Here is a 19802-nt window from a genome sequence, read left to right as displayed (position 1 = left end):
CCTGATATGACGCGAATGGCGGGATGACGACAGTGCCCCTGAAGACCGGTCGACGTAAGGCAGGCATGGCGATCGGGGCGTGCGCCGCCCTGATGCTGGCGGGTACGGCAGGCGCCGTCGCCTGGCGGTCGGCCGGCGACACCGGGAAGCCGATCGGCACCTGGCACGACGCCCCGGAAGCGGCTCGGACGCCGGTCTCGGCCGATCAGCAGACCGGACAAAAGCCGCGATATGCGCCATCTTCCCCGGATGCGGAACCCACGCCGGGCAGTCCGGTGGTGCAGCCCACCGACGCGCCGCGGACCGAGAAAGCCACCGTCCCGGAGGCCCCGGGCAGTGCCGGCCGACCGATCGAGAAGGCCACCGCCGCCGACGGCCGCCAGCAGGTCGGCGAGCTGCTCACCGTGCGCAAGCTGCTCAGCTATCTCGGGGGCAAGCCGCGCACCGAGACGTTCCGCTACCCCGGCGCGTCCTATGTGAAGCTGCACTTCTCGCGCATGGCCCTGATGCCCGGCGACTACGTGACCGTGGCCAACGCCGACGGCACCGAGAGTTACCGGTACGAGGCTCCCGAGAGCGGGACCGACACCGACAAGTGGGCGATGTCGGTCACCGGCGACACCGCCGTGCTCGAGGTGCACCGCGGGGCGAGCGACCTGCTCGGGCTCGGCCAGTTGCTCGGCGGTCCCGGAGTGGACGTGGACCGGGTGGCGCGCGGGTTCAGCCGTACGGAACAGGCCCGTCAGCCCGAGAAGCAGCTCACCGCCCCCGGTCGGACCGGTCGCGAGGAATCGGTCTGCGGTGCCGACACGTCGGCCGATGCGGCCTGCTACCGGTCGTCCGACCCGGTGGCGTACACGAAGTCGAAGGCCATCGCGCGGCTGCTGATCAACGGAACCGAGCTGTGCACCGGCTGGCGGGTCGGGGCGCAGAACCGCATGCTCACCAACAACCACTGCTTCACCACCTCGTCCGAGGCGTACGACACCGAGGTCTGGTTCAACTACCAGTGCGCCAAGTGCGGTGGGTACGACGTCTACCAGCCGACCAAGGTGTGGGGCGCGTCCGTGCTGGCCACCGACAAGACGTACGACTTCACCCTGTTCACGGTCGACAAGTTCGCCGACGTCCAGAAGTTCGGCTACCTGAGCCTGGACACCAAGCGCCCGGCCAAGGGGCAGGAGCTGTACGTGCCGCAGCACCCGGCGGGCGAGCCGACCCGGATCGCCGGATCGCTGGGCGAGAAGGCCGGCAACTGCTCGGTCGCCGACCCGGGCTACGACGGCTACGCGACCGGATCCGACGTGGCTTACTACTGCGACACCGAGGGCGGCTCGTCCGGCTCGCCGGTGCTCTCCCGCTCGACCAACAAGGTCGTGGCGCTGCACCACTTCGGCGGCTGCCCCAATTCCGGGGTGCGGGCCGACCTGCTCGCCGCGAAGCTCGCCAAGTACCTCTAGTTTTGTAGGCGTGCCGAAACCGAAGACCTGGTGGCTCGACGTCGTCCTGGTGACGGCGTTCGTCGCGTTGACGGTCGCGCTGCTGAATGGTCACCTGCTCCGGCTCGACGAGCGGGTGGCCGACTGGTCGTTGTCGCACCAGCCGTGGCTGCCTTACTGGACCGCCCGGGTGTTCAACTATCTGGGGCAGGGCGGCCAGGTGCTGATGCCGGTCTCGCTGATCCTGACCGGGCTGCTGGCCTGGCGCACCCGCTCGGTGCGGGCGGTGTTCCCGTTCGCGGCCGGGTTCCTGCTCACCTACCTGACCATCGGGCCGCTCAAGATCTGGGCGGGCCGGGCCGCACCCAGATTCGAGGGCCCGAACCCGGTGATCATGCACAACCCGGACGCCACGGGCGTGTACGCGATGAGCTACCCGTCCGGCCACCTGGGCAACTCGCTGGTCTGGTACGCGGTCATCGCGCTGCTCGCCGTCGCACTGCTGCACCGGCCGTTGAGCCGGCTGGAGACGTACGGGATAAGGGTCTTGCCCGTCGTGATCGTCTTCGTGACCACGGTCTACACCGGTTTCCACTGGCTGACCGACTCGATCGCGGGCGCGCTGCTCGGCGTGGTGCTGGCCCGGCTGATCGAGCGGATCCCGTTCGACCGGGTCCCGCTGCCCCGGCTGGGTGGATGGGAACGGCCGGCCGGGTTCAGACCCAGCGACCGGCTCGCATCACGCGTTTGACCCGCAGGTCGCTCGACAGCACGACCAGGTCGGCGCGCAGCCCGGCCTCGAGCGCGCCCAGCTCGTCGCCGAGACCGAGCACCCGGGCCGGCGTGGTCGAGGCCATCAGCACCGCGTCGGGCAGCGCGATGCCGGCCGCGACCGTGTTGCGCAGCGCCGCGTCCATGGTCAGCGTGCTCCCGGCGATCGAACCGTCGCGCACCAGCCGGGCCACCCGGTCGGCCACCACGACGGCCTGACCACCCAGGTCATAGGTGCCGTCGGCCATGCCGGTGGCATCCATCGCGTCGGTGATCAGGGCGGATTTGTCCGGACCGGCGGTGGTGGCGGCGAACTTGAGCATGCCCGGGTGCAGGTGGATGTTGTCGGCGATCAGCTCGCACACCACCGGCGAGGACAGCAGGCCCACGACCGGGCCCGGCTCGCGGTGATGCGGCGGGCGCATGCCGTTGAACAGGTGCGTGCCGACTGAGGCGCCGGCCTTGACCCCCAAGAGCGTTTCCTCGTACGTGGCGTCGGTGTGCCCAACCGCGGCGGCGACGTTCCGCTCGCGCAGGAAGGTGATCGCCTCCAGCGCGCCGGGCAGCTCGGGGGCGATCGTGACCAGGCGGACGCCACCGATCTCGATCAGCTCGGTCAGTTCCTTGATCGACGGGTCGCGCAGGAACTCCGGGTTCTGGGCGCCGCAGCGTACGTGGGAAAGAAAGGGACCTTCGTAGTGCACGCCGGCGATCAACCCGGCCTCGATCAGCGGGCGGTAGGCCTCGGTGGCGTCGCGCATCAGCTCGAACGGGGAGCTGACCAGGCTGGCCAGCATCGTCGTGGTGCCGTGGGCGAGGTGGAAGGCGGCTGCTCCGCGGGCCGAATCGGCGTCACCGGTGGTGAACGTGTGGCCGCCGCCGCCGTGGCAGTGGATATCGACGAAGCCGGGGACGATGATGTCGTCGCTGTTCGGCTGCTCGGCGTTGACGGACAGGATCGCCGGACCGTCGACCTCGACGTAGCCCTCGACGACGGCTCCGGGCCGGACAATGCGGCCGCCGATGCGGGTCACTGCTTCTCCAGGTGGTCGAGGGCGAGCAGGGCGCTACCGATGCAGCCGGCCTCGTCGCCCAGGCCGGCGCGGACGAACTCCGGCACGCGGTGGAAGGTGATCCGCTCGCGGAATGTCTGCTCCAGGGGCTGCAACAGCTCGTTGCGGGCCTCGGCCAGCCCACCGCCGATGACGAACACGCCGACGTCGTAGAGGGCCTGCGCGATGACCATGCCGTCGGCGAGGGCCTCGATCGCCTCCCGCCAGACCGTGCGGGCCAGGGCGTCGCCCTCGCCGGCCCGGGTCACGACATCGAGTGCGGTCGCTCTCGGGAGGCCGGCCAGCTCCGCGTAACGCAACCCGATGGCACGGGCCGAACACAGCGACTCCAGGCAGCCGCGCTGGCCACAGGGGCAGAGTGGGCCGCCGGGCCGGACGACGATGTGGCCGAGCTCGCCGGCGCCACCGTGGGCGCCGCCGTAGCCGGCACCGTCCACGATCAGGGCGGCCGCGATGCCGGTGCCGATCGCCACGAACAGCACGTGCCGGTGCCCGCGACCGGCGCCCAGGCGGGCCTCGGCGGTGCCGCCGACCCGCACGTCGTGGCCGAGGACAGCGGGCAGGCCGAGGCGCTGCTCGAGCGCGGCCCGCACCGGGACGTCGCGGAAGCCGACGTTGGACGACCAGACGGCGATGCCGTTCTCCTCGTCGACCACTCCCGGCACGGCCACACCGGCCGCGACCGGCTCGAGGCCGTCGGCGCGGGCCTTGCCGGCCAGGCCGGCGGCGACGTCGAGGATCGTGCCGAGGACCGCCTCCGGACCCCGTTCGGCCTGGGTGGGGTGCCGTTCCGCGTGGTGGACCGTCCCGTCCGGGCGGACCAGTGCGCATTTCATGCCCGTCCCGCCCACATCGAGGGCGACCACCACTCGATTCACTGCAAAACCACGGATCGGGTCAGGTTTCGGGGGTGGTCGGGGTCGAGGCCCTGGCTGGTGGCCAGCAGCACGGCGACGCGTTGGGCCACGACCAGGTCGGCCATCGGGTCTAGCGGAGCCCGGCCGCCGCACCAGCTGCCCAGCGCGGCGTAGCCGCCGTGGTGGCGGCTGTGCACGAACAGGGCGCCGGTCGCCTCGACCTGCTCGGCCAGGTCGGTCGGGACGTCGCCGAACGCCCACACCGCGCGGCGCGGGGCGGCGATCGAGATCGGGCCGTGCCGGTAGTCCATCGCCGGGTAGGCCTCGGCCCAGAACATGGCGGCCTCGCGGCACTTCAGCGCGGCCTCCTCGGCCAGGCCGACGGTCCAGCCCCGGCCCAGGAAGGTGATCTGCTCGGCCAGGGCCGGGTGCACCGGCAGCGGCAGGCGGACGGCGACCTCGCCGTCGGCCGCGACCGACTCGATGTCCTCACCCAGGTGGGCCCGCAGCAGCGCCAGGGTGCTGGTGGCGAACCGGGTCTGCACCACCGACTCCTCGTCGGCGAAGTCGAGCACGATCGACTGGTCGGCGATCCGGGCCGCCGGCTGGGCCTCGTCGGCCGTGATGACCGTGGTCGAAGTGCCGCCGGCCAGGTCGTTGAGCAGGTCGAGGACCTCGGTGGTGGTGCCCGAGCGGGTGATCGCGACGACCCGGTCGTAGCGGCGGCGGCGCGGGAACTCGGACGCCTGGAACGCGTCGGTCTCGCCGTGGCCCTTCTGCTCGCGCAGGGCGGCGTAGGCCTTGGCCATGAACCAGGAGGTGCCGCAGCCGACGACCGCGACGCGCTCGCCGCGCTCGGGGAGCCCCGGGGCGTCGGCCAGCTTCGCGGCCTGGCGCCAGCACTCCGGCTGGGAGGCGATCTCCGCCTTGACGTAGGTCATGGGCCACCCTTCACCACGTGCTGTGCTGCGCATAAGCGCTCAGTACCGGGGACTTTCGAGCGCCATTCTGCGTGGAACGTCGGCGTAGACGCAACCATTGACGCCGCACCGCGCAGGGCTGAGCTTTGCTTCCCGGGCTTTCGCGCACTAATGTGCACACTCTTATCACGTAATGTGCATCTGGGAGTCTGGGTGGACCGGTACGCGCGGTGGAATGCCCTGCTCGAGTTACTCGCCGAGAGTGGCCGGGTCAGCGTCGAGGACGCGGCCGAGCGCCTCGACGTCTCGCAGGCCACCATCCGCCGCGACTTCGACCAGCTGGCCCAGCAGCAGATGATCACGCGTACGCGCGGGGGAGCGGTCGCCAACGGCGTCTCGTACGACCTGCCGTTGCGCTACAAGAGCGCCAAACACTCGGCCGAGAAGCAGCGCATCGGCGAGGCGGCGGCCGGCCTGGTCACCCCCGGCACGGTCGTCGGGCTCAACGGCGGCACCACGGTGACCGAGGTGGCGCGGGCCCTGGCGGTGCGTCCTGATCTGAACGCGGGCGGCGAGGGCTCCCAGCTCACCGTGGTGACGAACGCCCTCAACATCGCCAACGAGCTGCTGGTCCGCTCGCGCATGAAGATCGTGGTGGCCGGCGGCGTGGTGCGGCCGCAGTCCTTCGAGGTGGTCGGCCCGCTCGGCGGGGCGCTGCTCAAGGAGGTCACGCTCGACATCGTGCTGCTCGGCGTGGACGCCGTCGACGTCGACCTGGGCGCGGCCTCTCACCATGAGGGCGAGGCGGCCATGAACAGCCTGATGGTGGCCCGGGCCAAGCGCGTCGTGGTGATCGCCGACTCGTCCAAGCTGGGCGGGCACGCATTCGCCCGCATCTGCCCCATCACCAAGATCGAAACCTTGGTCACCGATTCCGGCGCCTCCGCCGACACGGTCGCCCGCTTCCGCGAGGCCGGCGTCCAGGTCATCACCGCCTGACAAGATCCCGGGCCTATCGTGCGGCGGATCAGGCGTCGGCCGGGCGGCGAAGCACCCTGGCCCTTGCTCGTGAGCAGGTCGATCAGGCCGGACGCGTCGCCGCGCGCTCAAGCGGCTGCTGGGCGACTCCCGTCTCTCGGCCGAGGAGAAGGCCGACTATCAGTCCGAACTGTCCGAGGCGAGTCGCCTCCTCGATCATTCCGAGCAGTTCGTTCCCCGGCCCTAGGATGGCCGCGATGCGGAAGGTGGAAACGTGCCGGGTTTGGAGCGATCGCTTCAGGAGATCGAGGGCAACGACTGGGGTGACCCTCAGCCGGATGCGACCCGACTGATCAGCACCGTGCTCGAGCTTCGCCGGCGGCCGATCGGGACGTTGGAGGTCGAAGACCTGCGCATTTTGCTCGGACAACAAGTGGGCGTCGAGGTGCTGGTGCCGTTGGCGCTGGATCGGCTCGAGGACGATCCGCTCGCCGAGGGGGATTTCTATCCGGGCGATCTGCTCGTGTCGGTGCTGCGGCTGCCGGCCGAGCACTGGCGTGGCCATCCGGATCAGGTGCGGAGGATGAACGACGTGATTGCGGCGGTTCCCCCGGAAGAGGTTGACCGGGACCTGCAGGGGGACATTTCCGCGTTCCGGAGCTGCATGTATTGACGGCTCTGCTTAAAGTCCTCGCGTGACTGCCGTATTGGAGATAGCGGGGCTGCAGAAGACGTATCGCAGCCGTAAAGGGGTGCGCCGAGCGCTCGACGGGTTCGACATGGTCGTCGAGGCGGGTCAGGTTCATGGCTTTCTCGGGCCCAACGGGTCGGGCAAGACGACGACGCTGCGGACGCTGCTGGGGCTGATCCGGCCCAACGGCGGGCGGATGGCGATCCTCGGCCGTGAGGTGCCCGAGCACCTGTCCGAGGTGGCGGGCCAGGTCGGTGCGATCGTCGAGAGTCCCCAGTTCTTCGGCAACTTCACCGCGCAGGACACGTTGGCGCTGCTGGCCGAGGCGGGTGGTGTCCGCAAGGAGCGGGTGCACGCCGTGCTCGAGCTGGTCGGGCTGCGCGACCGGGCCAAGGACCGGGTCAAGACCTATTCGCTCGGCATGAAGCAGCGCCTGGCCGTGGCGTCGGCGCTGCTCAAGGAGCCGAAGCTGCTGATCCTGGACGAGCCCGCCAACGGTCTCGACCCGGGCGGCATCCGGGAGATGCGCTCACTGATGCGCAACCTGGCCGAGTCCGGCATGACTGTGGTGCTGTCCAGTCACATCCTCGGCGAGATCCAGCTCATCTGTGACAGCGTCACGATCATCTCGGGTGGGCGGCGGGTGGCCGCCGGGTCGGTGGCCGACGTGCTGGCCAGCCAGAGCTCGGCCGGCGTGAAGGTGCGGCTCGAGCCGGGTGTCGACATGCGCGCGGCCGTCGAGTTGCTGCGGGCGAACGGTGCCCAGGTGAGCGTCGAGCACGACCACTTCACGGTCGGGAACGCCGGCAACCCGGCCCAGATCACCCGGATCCTGGCCGAACGCGAGATCTATCTCAGCGAGCTGACGCCGATGTCGGCCGACCTCGAGAGCGTCTTCCTGCAGCTCACCGGCACCGCGCCGGTCGAAGGGCAGAACCGTCAGGTCGATCAGAGCGTGGTGTCCGCGCCGGCTGGAGGGTGGGGTCAGTGAGCCTCTACAGCGCCGAGACCAAGCGGCTGACCAAGCGCCGCTTCACCCGGTTGTTCCTGCTCGGCATGACGTTGATCCTGCTCGCCATCGCGGCCGGCATGTTCTTCGTCAACCAGAAGGCCGGCCCCGAGCAGATCGCCTCGGCCAAGGCCCAGTCCCAGGCCGACTATCAGCGCGCGGTGGAGCAGTACAACCAGGACAAGACCCAGTGTCAGGCCGACCAGGGCACACCGAACGCCGGCCGGTGGCCGACCAACTGCGAGGGCCTGTACGAGCCGACCCAGGACGACTTCCAGTACCAGTGGAACATGCCGCCCACCTTCGACTTCCGGGAGAACTTCCCGAACATGGTGACCACCCTGGCGGCGTTGCTCGCGCTGGTGGCGTTCATCGTGGGCGCGTCGTTCGTGGGGGCCGAGTGGAGCAGCGGCGGGATGATGAACCTGCTGCTCTGGCGGCCGCAGCGGCTCAAGGTGCTCGGCACCAAACTGGCCGCCCTGCTGGTCTTCTTCACCGCGCTGACCGTGGTCTTCTCGGCCGTCTGGACCGGGCTATTCGTGGGCATCGCCGAACTGCGCGGCAGCACCGACAGCATGACGTCGGGCGCGTGGCAGTCGATCGGGCTGATGGAGTTGCGCGGTCTGGCCCTGGTGCTGGTGGGGGCCGCGGTCGGGTTCGGGCTGGCCTCGCTGGGCCGGCACACCGCGATGGCGCTGGGCGTGACGATCGGTGCTGTGATCGTGTTCCAGTTCGGACTGGGCACGGTGTTGTCGCTGGCCAAGGTCAAGTTTGCCGAGGCCTATCTCATCCCGGTCTGGATGGTCGCCTGGATGGACAAGGAGATCAAGATCGAGGACTACAACTCGTGCGACTTCTCGTCGGCGGGGGGCTGCCAGCCGGATTCGCTGACGCTGACCTGGCCGATGGCGGGCGGCATTCTCGCCGGCGTCTTCGTACTGATCGTGGGCCTGGCTATGTGGACCATGCGTAGTCGCGACATTACGTGACGTAACGCCGTCTAGGCGTGCAAGCGGGGATCGTCAGCACCTATGCTGACGGTCCCCGTTCTCATCTTTGGAGCGTCATGCAGCCCGCCGCGGACCCGTCCGAAGAGCAGCAGCACATCCCGGCGCCGCGTGTCGAGGCCGAGCCTGAACCAAAACCGGAGCCGAAGCTCAGCGATCGTGAGCAGCAGATACTCGCATTCGAGGCGAAGTGGTGGAAGCACGCGGGCAGCAAGGAACAGGCCATCCGCGACACGTTCGAGCTGTCCTCGACGCGCTATTACCAGCTGCTCAACACCCTGCTCGACAATCCGGCCGCCCTCGAGCACGACCCGGTGCTGATCGGCCGGCTGCGTCGCCTGCGATCAACCCGGGCCCGCACCCGCCGACGCTAGGCCTGCCGTTTTTCCGCGTACGCCTCGAGCCACGCCACCTGATCAGGATCGAGCGACGCCCGTACGCGTTGCCGCGCGGTCGCCACATTCTCCGCGGTGACGGTCGTCGCCTCGAGCGAGTCGCGCATCGCGGCCAGCGCCGACTCACGGATCAGCGCCGCACAGTCGGCCGCCGAGAAACCCTCCAGCTCCTCGCCCAGCGCGACCAGGTCGACCGTCGGGTCGAGCGGCACCGACTTGGACGACGCTTTGAGGATCGCCGCCCGGGCCTCGGCGTCCGGCGGCGGCACGTAGACCAGCCGCTCGAGCCGGCCGGGCCGCAGCAGCGCCGGATCGATCAGGTCGGGCCGGTTCGTCGCCCCGATCACCACCACGTTGCGCAGGTCTTCGACGCCGTCGAGCTCGGTGAGCAGCGAGGCCACCACCCGGTCGGCCGTGCCGCCGTCGGTGCCCTGGCCGCGGGTCGGGGCCAGCGCGTCGATCTCGTCGAGGAACACCAGGGTGGGTGCGGCCTCGCGGGCCCGGCGGAACAGTTCCCGTACGGCCTTCTCGCTGTCACCGACCCACTTGCTGAGCAGCTCGGCGCCCTTGACCGAGAGCACGTTGGCCTTGCCGGTGCCGGCGATCGCCTTGACCAGGAAGGTCTTGCCGCAGCCGGGCGGACCGTAGAGCAGGACGCCGCGCGGCGGTGAGACGCCGAGCCGGGCGAACGTGTCGGGGTAGGTCAGCGGCCACAGCACCGACTCGGTCAGCACCTGCTTGACCTCGACCATGTCGCCCACGTCGTCGAGGGTCACGGCGGCCACCTCGAGCGTCGACTCGGCCATCGAGGTCGGTCGCACCACGTCGAGCGCGGCCTCGAAGTCGGCCATGGTGACCTTCTGGGCGTCGTCGTCGGACAGCGGCTCGTCTGCGGAACCGGTCTGCCGCAGCGCGGCGCGGACCGCGGCCTCACGGGCGAGGGCACCGAGGTCGGCGGCGACGAATCCGGGCGTACGGCCGGCGATCGTGTCCAGCACCACGTCGGTGGCCAGCGGGATGCGCTTGGTGATCACCCGGAGCTGTTCCAGCCGCATCGCCGCGTCGGGCAGCGGCACCACGAGCTGCAGGGCCAGCAGGTCGGGTGACCGCAGTGAGGTGTCGACCGCCTCGGGCCGGTTGGTGGTGGCCACGACCGCCACCCCGTCGCGCAGGATCTCCTGCATCACCTCGCGGAAGACGATCGAGATCGGGCCCGGCTCGTCGCGGGGAGCGAGCGCGTCCACGTCGACGAAGAGCAGCACGGTCGGGCCGCCGTCGCGGGCCTCGCGGGCGAGCTCGCGCAGCCGACCGGCGGCCGCCGTGTTGGTCAGCGCGGCCAGCGACGGGCTCCACACCTGGATGACCCGGGCCTCGACCTGGGCGGCGACGGTGCGGACGAGCGCCGACTTGCCGGATCCGGCCGGGCCCGAGATCAGCACGCCGAGCGAGACGGAGGTGCCCAGCCGGGCCAGCACCTCGCCGTGGTTGAAGCCCAGGTCGAGCAGTTCCTCGAGTTCCTTGGCCTGGGTGCGCAGGCCGGGCAGGTCTTCGATGCTCAGCGGCGGCACCTCGGGGTCGGCCGGGGCGAGCGACTCGGGCTCCGCGGTCGGGCCGGGCACGGGCGAGGCGATCGGGCCGCCCTGCCAGCCGAGCACGGTGTCGGCCGAGATGACGGCGGACTCGGCCCCGACCACCTCGACCACGTCGAGCAGCGCGGTCCGCCATTCCGAGCCGACCTGGTTGTACAGGCTGGTCTTGACGTTCGGGTCGTGCGGGCCGACGTTCGGGAGCACGTCTTGAGGGACCAGCGCGATCTTGTCGCCCGCGGTGACGACCTTGCTGAGCAGCGCCATCTGCAGCGTGTGCGGCTTGATGATGTCCTGCAGACCGGCCGGGCCGGCCAGGGTGACCCGGCGGGCCGCGACGGCCGGCAACCGGCTCACGGTGACCTCGGCGCCGTCGCGCACGCCCAGGTTGCTGCGCGTGACGTCATCGATGACGAGGTATTGGACGCCGGTCGTCGGGTCGGACTCGGCGACGAGGGCGGCGGTGGTGGTGACGCCGCCGAGGCGTACGGGATCGCCCTTGCTGATCGCCAGCGCCCGCATGACCTCGGGGTGCAGCCGCACGATGCCGCGCCGGGCGTCGAGCCCGGTGTCACGTACCGACACCGTGCGCTTCAGTTCCTCGTCCACCGGCGGCCTTCCCTCGAGCGTCGGATTCCCATGGTCCACGCTATCGTCCCGGCACAGCTGAGAGGTTTCACAGGCATCGCTCAGACGTCCCGGGCTAGCGTTCCTGGCATGTCTTGGACTCGCCGGCTGCCCCGGCCCACCCGGCGACGGGTCATCGCGGCGTCGGCCGTTGTCGTGGTCGTCGCCGGCCTGGTCGGCTGGGGTGTGTGGCCCGAGCGCGCGGGCTGGACGTCGCAGGACCAGATGATCACCGTGGTCAGCGGGCCCGAGCGCAACGAGAACGTGACGCTCGACGCCCGGTTCTACCTGCCCCGCGAGCGGTCCGGCCGGGTGCCCGCGGTGCTGCTGGCACACGGTTTCGGCGGCACCAAAGACGCACTCAACGACGACGCCGAGTCGCTCGCCGGGCGCGGCTACGCGGTGCTGACCTACACCGCCGAGGGCTTCGGGCGCAGCGGCGGGCAGATCCACCTGAACAGCCCCGACCACGAGATCCGCGACGCCCAGGGGCTGCTCGACTGGCTGGCGGCCCGGCCCGAGGTCCAGCTCGACTCGGCCGGCGACCCCCGGGTGGGCGTGGCCGGGGGTTCGTACGGCGGGGCCCTGGCCCTGATGCTGGCCGGGCAGGACCAGCGGGTCGACGCGATCGTCCCGTCGATCACCTGGAACGACCTGACCAACGTGTTCCTGCAGCAGTCGGCCGACACCTCGGCCCCCGGGGTGTTCAAGAAGGGCTGGGCCGGGGTCTTCTTCGGCAACGCCGGGGCCGTTCCCACCGACCTGACCAAGGGTCCACCGACCGGCATCAATCTGGATCCGGCCTGCGGGCGGTTCGCGGCCGACGTCTGTAAGGCCTACTTCGACCTGGCCACCAGCGGAAACCCCGACCAGAACACGCTCGACCTGCTGCGCCGGTCGAGCCCGGCCGCGACGATCGGGCAGATCAAGGCGCCCACGCTGCTCATCCAGGGCGCGGTCGACACGCTGTTCCCGCTCAGCGAGGCCGACGCGAACGCCCGGTCGATCGCCGCGGCCGGCACCACCGTCCGGGTCGCCTGGTTCACCGGGGGCCACGACGGCGGGGTCGGGCCGCAGACGGATCAGGACAGGGTGAAGTTCCTGACCGCGCAGTGGCTCGACCACTACCTCAAGGGCGAGGGCGAGACGCCGTCCGACAGCTTCACGTACTCGCGGGTGGCCGGGTTCAGCGCGCTCGACCGGGGCCTGGTCACCAACGGATACTCAGCCGACGCTTACCCGGGATTGACCGGCACCGGCACCACGTCGCTGCAGCTCGCCGGGCCGGCCCAGCCGATCGCCAACCCGCCCAACGGCAACCCGGGTGCGTTGTCGTCGCTGCCCGGCACGGGTGGGCGGCTGAGCGAGCTGCTGTCCGGGGTCGCGGCCGACATCCCGGGCCAGCACGCGACCTTCGAGACCGCGCCGGTGAGCACGTCGATCGACGTGGTCGGGTCGCCGACCGTGAAGATCAAGGCCGCCTCGCCGACCGGGGAGGCCACCCTCTTCGTCAAGCTCTACGACGTCGACGAGTCGGGCGCCGAGACGCTGAGCGCGGGCCTGGTCGCCCCGGTGCGGCTGACCGACCTGCCCGCGTCGCTGGAGCAGGCGCCCGAGCGCACCATCAAGCTGCCCGCGATCGTGCGGAGGATCGAGGCCGGTCATACCGTACGGGTGGTGGTCGCCACGACCGACCAGGCGTTCCTGTCGCCGGTGCAGCCCGCGACCTACACCGTGCAGGTCGAGCCGGCCCTCGAGCTGCCGACCGTGGTGGGCACGCCGATCGCCAACCCGCAGACCGTGTGGCGCTACGTGCTGGCCGGGCTGCTGGCGGCGATCGTGGTCGGGCTGGCCGTGGTGCTGCTGGTCGGGCGGCGGCGGGCGCTGAAGCGGCACGATCCGACCGATCCCGCGTACGCGGACACCCCGCTCGTCGTGCGGGGACTGCGGAAGGCGTACGGGGACGGCTTCGTCGCGGTCGAAGAGATCAGCTTCACCGTCGAGCGGGGGCAGGTGGTCGGTCTCCTCGGCCCGAACGGTGCCGGCAAGACCACCACGCTGCGGGTGCTGATGGGTCTGACCATGCCGACCGCGGGCGAGGCGATGGTGTTCGGCCACCGGCTCGTGCCCGGCTCACCGGTGCTGTCGCGGGTCGGCGCGCTGGTCGAGGGGCCGGGCTTCCTGCCGCACCTGACCGGGCTGGAAAACCTGCGGGCGTACTGGAAAGCCACCGGCCGCCCGTGGGCGGACGCCCGTTTCGACGAGGCTCTCGAGATCGCCGGGCTGGGCGACTCGGTCCACCGGCGCACGAAGAAGTACAGCCACGGCATGCGGCAGCGGCTGGCCATCGCCCAGGCCATGCTCGGCCTGCCCGAGCTGCTGGTGCTGGACGAGCCGACCGACGGGCTCGACCCGCCGCAGATCGCCGAGATGCGCCGGGTGCTCAAGCGCTACGCCACCGACGGCCGGGCCGTGCTGGTCTCGAGCCACCTACTGGCCGAGGTCGAGCAGACCTGCACGCACGCGGTGGTGGTCAACAAGGGCCGGATCGTCGCGTCCGGGCCGGTCGACGAGATCGTCGGCGACTCGCCGTCGGTGCAGCTCGAGGTGTCCGACGTGCCGACGGCCGAGCGGGTGCTGGACGAGCTGGGCGTGCGCTCGGTGGCTCCGGACGGGCCGTCCGGCCTGATTGTCGATATGAACGGCACGCCCCGCTCCGAGGTGGTGGCGTCGCTGGTGCGGGCGGGGGTGGCGGTCGACCGGGTGGTGCCGCGCCGCCGGCTCGAGGACGCCTTCCTGGCCCTGGTCGGGGACAACACGCGGGGGAGCGGAGACCGATGAGCGTCGAGACTTCAGCCGGAGCCGTCGGCTATCGCCCGTCGCGCACCCTGCCGATCTGGGCCGAGGTGCGGCGGCAGGCGTCGCGGCGCCGCACGCAGCTGGGCCTGGGCTTCATGGCCGTGCTGCCGCTGATCGTCCTGGTCGCGTTCGAGTTCGACAGCGGCGGGGGCGACGACGGCAACGGCGGCGGCGCGTTCGGCAGCCTGGTCGACCTGGCCACCTCGGGCGGGCTCAACTTCGCGCTGTTCTGCCTGGCCGTCTCGGCCGGTTTCCTGCTGGTCGTGGTGGTCGCCCTGTTCTGCGGCGACACGGTGGCCAGCGAGGCGAGCTGGGGCAGCCTGCGCTATCTGCTGGCCGTGCCGGTGCCGCGGGCCCGGCTGCTCGCGGTCAAGCTGATCGTCGCGCTGGCCTATTCGGCGGCGGCGCTGGTCGTGCTGACCGGGGTCGGCCTGCTGGCCGGCACGCTGCGCTACGGCTGGCACCCGCTGGGCAGCACGGTGGCGGCCGAGATCGCCCCCGGGCCGGGCCTGCTGCGGCTGCTCGGCATCGCCGCCTATCTGGGCGTCACGATGCTGATCGTGGCCGGGCTGGCCTTCCTGCTCGGCACCCTGACCGACGCGCCGCTGGGCGCGGTCGGCGGCGCGGTGATGATCTGGATCCTGTCCAGCATCCTCGACCAGATCACCGCCCTGGGAAATCTGCGCTACCTGCTGCCGACCCACTTCAGCGACGCCTGGCAGGGCCTGCTGTCCACCCCGGCCCAGGTCGACGACCTGGTCAAGGGGGCGATCAGCGCGGTCGCCTACGCCACGTTGTGCTGGGGCATAGCGTTCTGGCGCTTCACGCGCAAGGACGTCACCTCGTGACTTGGTGTGGCTCACACCTCGGGATCTCACGCGCCTGATCAAGCGATCCCGTCGTAAGGTGTTGGAAACACAACTGAATACCTCATCCAGAGGGGCAGAGGGACACGGCCCGATGAAGCCCCGGCAACCACCACGCATGTCTCGATGACGAGGCCTTTGCGCGCGGCAGGTGCTAATTCCGTCCCCGATCCCGGGGAAAGATGAGAGGGAAGGCCTCGATGACGTCTACCGTCAATGCACCCACTGCTACCTCCGTTTCGCCCGCCAAGGGTCTGGTCTGCCGCGCCTGCGGTGCCGAATACCCGCTGGTCGCCCAGCACGCGTGTTACGAGTGTTTCGGCCCGCTCGAGGTGGCCTACGACCAGGAGCTCCTCGCGCGGGTCACCCGTGAGCAGATCGAAGCCGGTCCGCAGAACATCTGGCGCTACGCCGGTCTGCTGCCCGCCGGCCAAGACCCGGCCACCCGGGTCACCCTCGACCCCGGCCTGACCCCGCTGGTCAGCGCGCCCGCCCTGGCCGCGGCGATCGGCCTGCGGGCCCCGCTGTGGGTCAAGGACGACTCGGCCAACCCGACCCACTCGTTCAAGGACCGGGTCGTCTCGGTCGCCCTCACGGCGGCCCGCGGCCTCGGCTTCACCCGCTTCGCCTGCGCCTCGACCGGCAACCTGGCCAACTCGGTGGCCGCCCACGCGGCCCGGGCCGGCGCGCCCAGCATCGTCTTCATCCCGTACGACCTCGAGCAGGGCAAGGTCGTCACGACGGCGGTCTACGGCGGCGAGCTGGTGGCCATCGAAGGCTCGTACGACGACGTGAACCGGCTCTGCGGCGAACTGGTCGAGACCGACGAGTTCGAAGACACCGCGTTCGTCAACGTCAACGTGCGCCCGTTCTACGCCGAGGGCTCCAAGACGCTCGGCTACGAGGTGGCCGAGCAGCTCGGCTGGCGCATCCCGGCCCAGGTGGTCATCCCGATGGCCTCGGGCGAGCTGCTGACCAAGGTGGACAAGGCGTTCGCCGAGCTGGTCGAGATCGGCCTGGTCGAGGCGCCCGAGGGCGGCTGGACGGTGTTCGGCGCGCAGTCGGCCGGGTGCAACCCGATCGCCACGGCACTGCACGGCGGCACCGACGAGATCACCCCGGTCAAGCCGACCGGCATCGCGAAGTCGCTCAACATCGGCGACCCGGCCGCGGGGGCGTACGCGATCGAGGCCGTACGCCGTACCGGCGGCTGGATGGACTACGCCGACGACGACGAGATCCGGGCCGGCATCCGGCTGCTCGCCGAGACCACCGGCGTCTTCGCCGAGACCGCGGGCGGCACCACCGTCGCGGTGCTCAAGAAGCTGGTCGAGAGCGGCAAGCTCGACCCCGAGAAGGAGACGGTCGTCTACAACACCGGCGAGGGTCTCAAGACGCTGGACGCCATCTCGGAGCTGGTCGGGCCGACCCACACGATCAAGCCGTCGTTGAAGGGCGCCCGCGAGGCCGGCCTGCTGGGATGACGGTGAGTAATCGCCGGTCTGGCGTCAAGTGAGAATTCCATCGCCTGAGGACTTGCGCACCGATCTCCGGATCGGCAGGATGCTCTCTGCGGGAGGGCGCGACGCCGTACGTGGCCCCTCACCTTCGAGCTTGGCGACAATCTCTCGAGGGACCCAACGACCCAGTGCCGGAGGCGCTGTGCGTTCGTCCTCCCGACCAACTTCCGGGCGGTAATTCGCTCGCGTTCATGGCCGTCGCCCGTCAGGGTGACGGCCATGCGTGTATCTACGGGGCCGTTGACGTCCCACGAGATCGTCTACGACATCGCCAGCGTGACGGCGCATCACGACCATCCGGACATTCCCTTCTCGATCCGGAAGAATTTCCTCGCGGCCTTCGACAATCCGCCTCCGGGCACGCTGATCGAGCGCTATCTCGGTTATCTCGACGACGAGCCGGTCGGCTATCTCGAGCTGGGCTTCCCGCAACTCGACAACCTGGACAATGTGGGCATCGACCTGATGGTCCGGCCCGACCGCCGGCGCCACGGCGTCGGACGGGCCCTGATGGAGCTCGCGGTCGAGCGGGCCGGGGCACACCACCGCACGCACCTGATGGGCGAGACCGTCGACCGGCATCCCGATGGCGCCGCGTTCGCCGAGGCGGTCGGGGCCAAGGTCGGCCTGACCGATCTGCGCAGCCGGCTCGACGTGACCGCGCTGGACGAGAAACGGCTGGCCGAGCTGCGGGCCGAGGCCGAGAAACACGCCGAGGGCTACACCCTGCGGCGCTGGACGGGGGTGCCGCCGGACGAGCTGATCGACGACGTGGCGTACCTGGAGGGCCGGTTGAACGCCGACGCACCGATCGGAGACCTTGCCCTCGAGCCGGAGAAGGTGGACGCCGACCGCCTCCGCCAGGACCATCGGGCGCGGGAGGCGCGCGGCCGCCGCAGCTATCAGACCGGCGCGCTGATGAACGGCCGGGTGGTCGCCTGGACGTGGCTCGTGGCCGAGGTCGACCAACCGGTGCACGCCTGGCAGAGCACCACGATCGTCGACCCGGAGCACCGCGGCCACCGGCTCGGGCTGCTGGTCAAGCTGGAGAACCTGGCCCACATCCGGGCGGAGAAGCCGGCCCTGGAGGCGATCGACACCTTCAACGCGGCCGCCAACACCTACATGCTCAAGGTCAATCGGGCGATGGGCTTCCGGGCGGCCGACGTCTGGACCGGGTGGCAGAAGGACCTGTGAGCCGCCGCACCCAGGGGCGCAGCGGGAGGTCGGTCGGGTAGCCACCGGCCTTCAGTCCGGCGTTGCGCTCGAAGAAGTTACGGGCGCCCCACGAGCCGGTCGTCGCGTAGGAATAGCCGCAGGCGACCCAGTAGGCCGGCCAGAACAGCGGTCCGAGCACCGCGTACTGCTTGGCGTGGTGATGCTCGTGCTCGAACAGCTCGCGGCGCTCGTCGGCCAGCAGCCAGTCGGCGCTGCGCCGGGTCAGGATCACCGACCCGACCGTGAAGCAGGACGCGGGCGGCATCGGCAGGCGGTAGCCCTCGGCGATCAGCACGCCGTGCCGGCCCCGCCGGATCTTGGCCCGGGTGGCCAGGGCGACCAGCAGCCCGGCCCCGGTGGTGCCGTTGAGCGCGGTGAGCACGCCCCGGGTCACGTGCCGGGCGGCCATCAGGCGGTCCGCCGCATGCGCAACTCGGTCAGCGTCGGGATCACCGGATGGGGCACGCGCTCGCCGGTGTCAGAGAAGCCGAGTTTCTCGTACGCCCGCAGGGCCCGATCGTTGCCGACGACGACTTCGAGCAGCGTGCGGTCGCGTCCGGCGGCCCGCGACCAGTCGGTCACCGCCTCGATCAGGTCGGCCACCACCTTGCCGCCGCGGTAGGCCGGGGTCACGTAGACCGCGAAGATCACCGTCTCGCCCGGGAAGTCGGGAGCGACCGTGCCGCCCGCGTGCCCGATCAGCCGCCCGTCGTCGGCCGGGGCGGCCACGAACTGGGCCACGCTGTCACCCGTGGACGCCTGGGCGATGCGCTGCCGATACGACTCGTGGGAGCGCTGGGCGGCCTGGGCCAGGGTCTCGAGAAACGCGAGCGGACTGTCGGCGAGCATCTCGAGCCGCAGGGCGCGCATTCGGGCCGCGTCCTGCGATGTCACTCTGCGTACGTTCCAGCTCGCCATGCCGTCCTGATTACCTTGGGCGGGCCCCCGCGGCAAGCCGGTTGCCGGGAATCGGACGGGGTGGCGGGCGAGCCCGGTGCTGGGGCAAGGTGTCCCGGTGGACCCCGGCGAGGCACCCCTCTTCATGGTCGAGGAACCGGTGGTGGCCGCCGCCGACCCGGTCGACCCCGACGGGCGCACCGCCGACCTCAGCCGCCACCATGTCTTCCCAGCTCCGCCGCCGATCGACGACCCGCTGGTGGCCGGTCCCGGGCATGCGGTCTGGGCCCGGCGGTTCGGGCGGCTCAGCTCGCGGCACGGGGTCGCCCTGCTGCCGGTGATGGTGCTGGCCGCGCTGCCCATGCACTTCTTCGTGGGCCGGGTCGACGACACTATCGTGGCCGCGCCCGCGCTGGCCGACCTCGTCGGCGGCTTCGGTCTGCTGCTGCTCCCGGCCATGTGGCTGGCCTATCTCGCGGTGTCCGCGCTGCCGCCGGTGCTGTGCCTGGCCGGTGCCGTGGGCGTCCTGATCCCGTGGGCCGCCGAGGGCGTCCGGCCGCGGCCGCGGCGGGTCTGGCGGCTGGTGGCCGAGCGGCTGCGCGCGCTGTGGTTGTGGTTCGCCGCGTTCGGCCTGGTCACCGGGGGCATGTCGCTGCTGGCGACCGAGGAACGGGCCGGCCCGATCACGGTCCTGTTCTCGATCGTCTCGACCGCCGTGCTCACCTTCACCGGCCTGCTCGGCTGCGTGGCGCTGATCGAGCGTGGGCGTGGCCCCCGGCGCGCCACCCACCTGCTGGCCCAGTCGCGGCCGGCCGGGCTGATCGTCGCCGCGGCCGCCGTCACGGTGGTCCCGCGGGTCGCCGACGCATACCTCGGCGGGTTCGCCGCCACGGCGGCCGGAGTCGTGCTGGTTCAGCTGTGGGCGATCGCCGCGTTGGTGACCTACGCCCAGGCCCGCCGGGCGGCCGAGCCGGTGACCAGCCGCTCGCTGTTCGCCGAGCTGAACGCCCCCGAGGAGTGAAACCAGGTTTTCTTGCACTCGCACCCCCAGAGTGCTAAACAAGTCATTGGCACTCGCGACTGCTGAGT

Annotated in this window: 17 protein-coding genes, 1 pseudogene and 1 riboswitch; of the genes and pseudogenes, 12 read left to right on the top strand and 6 right to left on the bottom strand. The window is 70.8% G+C overall.

Going from position 1 to position 19802, the window contains the following annotated elements:
- The first annotated feature begins 23 nt into the window (after nucleotides 1-23).
- Entirely contained in the window at nucleotides 24-1460 is a 1437-nt protein-coding gene (locus tag KOI35_RS06700; protein ID WP_215785156.1) for a trypsin-like serine peptidase, read from the top strand.
- A gap of 10 nt (nucleotides 1461-1470) precedes the next feature.
- Nucleotides 1471-2190, top strand: coding sequence for a phosphatase PAP2 family protein (locus tag KOI35_RS06695; protein WP_215785155.1), 720 nt, complete (start codon nucleotides 1471-1473; stop codon nucleotides 2188-2190).
- Here the strand turns inward: KOI35_RS06695 and nagA are convergent.
- Genes nagA through KOI35_RS06680 form a run of 3 tightly spaced genes read right to left on the bottom strand, consistent with a single transcriptional unit; the run spans nucleotide 2156 to nucleotide 5081 of the window.
- The gene (nagA, locus tag KOI35_RS06690; protein WP_215785154.1) at nucleotides 2156-3244 is read right to left on the bottom strand and encodes an N-acetylglucosamine-6-phosphate deacetylase; all 1089 of its coding nucleotides are present in this window, start codon (nucleotides 3242-3244) and stop codon (nucleotides 2156-2158) included. The two genes, KOI35_RS06695 and nagA, sit on opposite strands and share 35 nt — an antisense overlap.
- Nucleotides 3241-4161 (bottom strand): ROK family protein, encoded by a 921-nt coding sequence (locus KOI35_RS06685; protein ID WP_215785153.1) that lies wholly within the window; start codon nucleotides 4159-4161, stop codon nucleotides 3241-3243. Before KOI35_RS06685 ends, nagA begins: the two co-directional genes overlap by 4 nt.
- Nucleotides 4158-5081 (bottom strand): SIS domain-containing protein, encoded by a 924-nt coding sequence (locus KOI35_RS06680; protein ID WP_215785152.1) that lies wholly within the window; start codon nucleotides 5079-5081, stop codon nucleotides 4158-4160. The genes KOI35_RS06685 and KOI35_RS06680 overlap by 4 nt, the downstream gene beginning before the upstream one ends.
- Nucleotides 5082-5273: 192 nt before the next feature.
- Between KOI35_RS06680 and KOI35_RS06675 the strand changes: the two genes are divergently transcribed.
- The 5 genes and pseudogenes from KOI35_RS06675 to KOI35_RS06655 form a co-directional block, all read left to right on the top strand.
- Nucleotides 5274-6059 carry a DeoR/GlpR family DNA-binding transcription regulator gene (locus KOI35_RS06675; RefSeq protein ID WP_215785151.1) on the top strand — a complete coding sequence of 262 codons (786 nt, stop codon included), beginning with the start codon at nucleotides 5274-5276 and terminating at the stop codon, nucleotides 6057-6059.
- A gap of 253 nt (nucleotides 6060-6312) precedes the next feature.
- Complete coding sequence (locus KOI35_RS06670) at nucleotides 6313-6711, top strand: contact-dependent growth inhibition system immunity protein (protein ID WP_308120823.1); 399 nt, start codon at nucleotides 6313-6315, stop codon at nucleotides 6709-6711.
- A 22-nt stretch (nucleotides 6712-6733) separates the two neighbouring features.
- Nucleotides 6734-7720, top strand: a complete 987-nt coding sequence (locus tag KOI35_RS06665; protein WP_215785150.1) for an ATP-binding cassette domain-containing protein — start codon at nucleotides 6734-6736, stop codon at nucleotides 7718-7720.
- Entirely contained in the window at nucleotides 7717-8727 is a 1011-nt protein-coding gene (locus KOI35_RS06660) for an ABC transporter permease subunit (protein WP_215785149.1), read from the top strand. The genes KOI35_RS06665 and KOI35_RS06660 overlap by 4 nt, the downstream gene beginning before the upstream one ends.
- A gap of 167 nt (nucleotides 8728-8894) precedes the next feature.
- Nucleotides 8895-9119: pseudogene (locus KOI35_RS06655) on the top strand (DUF3263 domain-containing protein); the annotation flags it as partial.
- Here KOI35_RS06655 and KOI35_RS06650 read toward each other — a convergent pair.
- Nucleotides 9116-11335 (bottom strand): AAA family ATPase, encoded by a 2220-nt coding sequence (locus tag KOI35_RS06650; RefSeq protein ID WP_215785147.1) that lies wholly within the window; start codon nucleotides 11333-11335, stop codon nucleotides 9116-9118. The pseudogene KOI35_RS06655 and the gene KOI35_RS06650 overlap by 4 nt on opposite strands.
- Before the next feature lie 108 nt (nucleotides 11336-11443).
- On the opposite strand from KOI35_RS06650, the gene KOI35_RS06645 reads away from it, so the two are divergent.
- The 4 genes from KOI35_RS06645 (at nucleotide 11444) to KOI35_RS06630 (ending at nucleotide 17795) form a co-directional block, all read left to right on the top strand.
- A complete protein-coding gene (locus KOI35_RS06645) occupies nucleotides 11444-14194 on the top strand; it encodes an alpha/beta fold hydrolase (protein ID WP_215785146.1) in 2751 nt (916 codons plus the stop codon).
- Nucleotides 14191-15060: an ABC transporter permease gene (locus KOI35_RS06640; protein WP_215785145.1), complete on the top strand. Its 870-nt coding sequence runs from the start codon at nucleotides 14191-14193 to the stop codon at nucleotides 15058-15060. Before KOI35_RS06645 ends, KOI35_RS06640 begins: the two co-directional genes overlap by 4 nt.
- A gap of 79 nt (nucleotides 15061-15139) precedes the next feature.
- A riboswitch (SAM riboswitch) is annotated at nucleotides 15140-15267 on the top strand.
- An 11-nt stretch (nucleotides 15268-15278) separates the two neighbouring features.
- Nucleotides 15279-16562 carry a threonine synthase gene (gene thrC, locus KOI35_RS06635; RefSeq protein ID WP_215785144.1) on the top strand — a complete coding sequence of 428 codons (1284 nt, stop codon included), beginning with the start codon at nucleotides 15279-15281 and terminating at the stop codon, nucleotides 16560-16562.
- 255 nt (nucleotides 16563-16817) lie between these two features.
- The gene (locus tag KOI35_RS06630; protein ID WP_215785143.1) at nucleotides 16818-17795 is read left to right on the top strand and encodes a GNAT family N-acetyltransferase; all 978 of its coding nucleotides are present in this window, start codon (nucleotides 16818-16820) and stop codon (nucleotides 17793-17795) included.
- On the opposite strand, the gene KOI35_RS06625 is transcribed toward KOI35_RS06630, so the two are convergent.
- Together KOI35_RS06625 and KOI35_RS06620 are read right to left on the bottom strand one after the other, a co-directional pair.
- Entirely contained in the window at nucleotides 17734-18225 is a 492-nt protein-coding gene (locus tag KOI35_RS06625; protein ID WP_215785142.1) for a hypothetical protein, read from the bottom strand. The genes KOI35_RS06630 and KOI35_RS06625 overlap by 62 nt on opposite strands.
- Complete coding sequence (locus KOI35_RS06620; protein WP_215785141.1) at nucleotides 18225-18734, bottom strand: GNAT family N-acetyltransferase; 510 nt, start codon at nucleotides 18732-18734, stop codon at nucleotides 18225-18227. Before KOI35_RS06620 ends, KOI35_RS06625 begins: the two co-directional genes overlap by 1 nt.
- 97 nt (nucleotides 18735-18831) lie before the next feature.
- Here KOI35_RS06620 and KOI35_RS06615 point away from each other — a divergent pair, with 97 nt between their 5' ends.
- The gene (locus KOI35_RS06615; RefSeq protein WP_215785140.1) at nucleotides 18832-19734 is read left to right on the top strand and encodes a hypothetical protein; all 903 of its coding nucleotides are present in this window, start codon (nucleotides 18832-18834) and stop codon (nucleotides 19732-19734) included.
- Nucleotides 19735-19802: the final 68 nt, after the last annotated feature.

This window comes from Paractinoplanes bogorensis, assembly GCF_018829635.1.
GTDB lineage: Bacteria > Actinomycetota > Actinomycetes > Mycobacteriales > Micromonosporaceae > Actinoplanes > Actinoplanes bogorensis.
This window is presented reverse-complemented; position numbering and strand designations above follow the sequence as displayed.

Coding starts and splice junctions, on each gene's coding strand:
- thrC (WP_215785144.1), top strand. CDS start 15,279: ATGACGTCTACCGTCAATGCACCCACTGCTACCTCCGTTTCGCCCGCC.
- KOI35_RS06630 (WP_215785143.1), top strand. CDS start 16,818: ATGCGTGTATCTACGGGGCCGTTGACGTCCCACGAGATCGTCTACGAC.
- KOI35_RS06620 (WP_215785141.1), bottom strand. CDS start 18,734: ATGGCGAGCTGGAACGTACGCAGAGTGACATCGCAGGACGCGGCCCGA.
- KOI35_RS06680 (WP_215785152.1), bottom strand. CDS start 5,081: ATGACCTACGTCAAGGCGGAGATCGCCTCCCAGCCGGAGTGCTGGCGC.
- KOI35_RS06625 (WP_215785142.1), bottom strand. CDS start 18,225: ATGGCCGCCCGGCACGTGACCCGGGGCGTGCTCACCGCGCTCAACGGC.
- KOI35_RS06700 (WP_215785156.1), top strand. CDS start 24: ATGACGACAGTGCCCCTGAAGACCGGTCGACGTAAGGCAGGCATGGCG.
- KOI35_RS06640 (WP_215785145.1), top strand. CDS start 14,191: ATGAGCGTCGAGACTTCAGCCGGAGCCGTCGGCTATCGCCCGTCGCGC.
- KOI35_RS06645 (WP_215785146.1), top strand. CDS start 11,444: ATGTCTTGGACTCGCCGGCTGCCCCGGCCCACCCGGCGACGGGTCATC.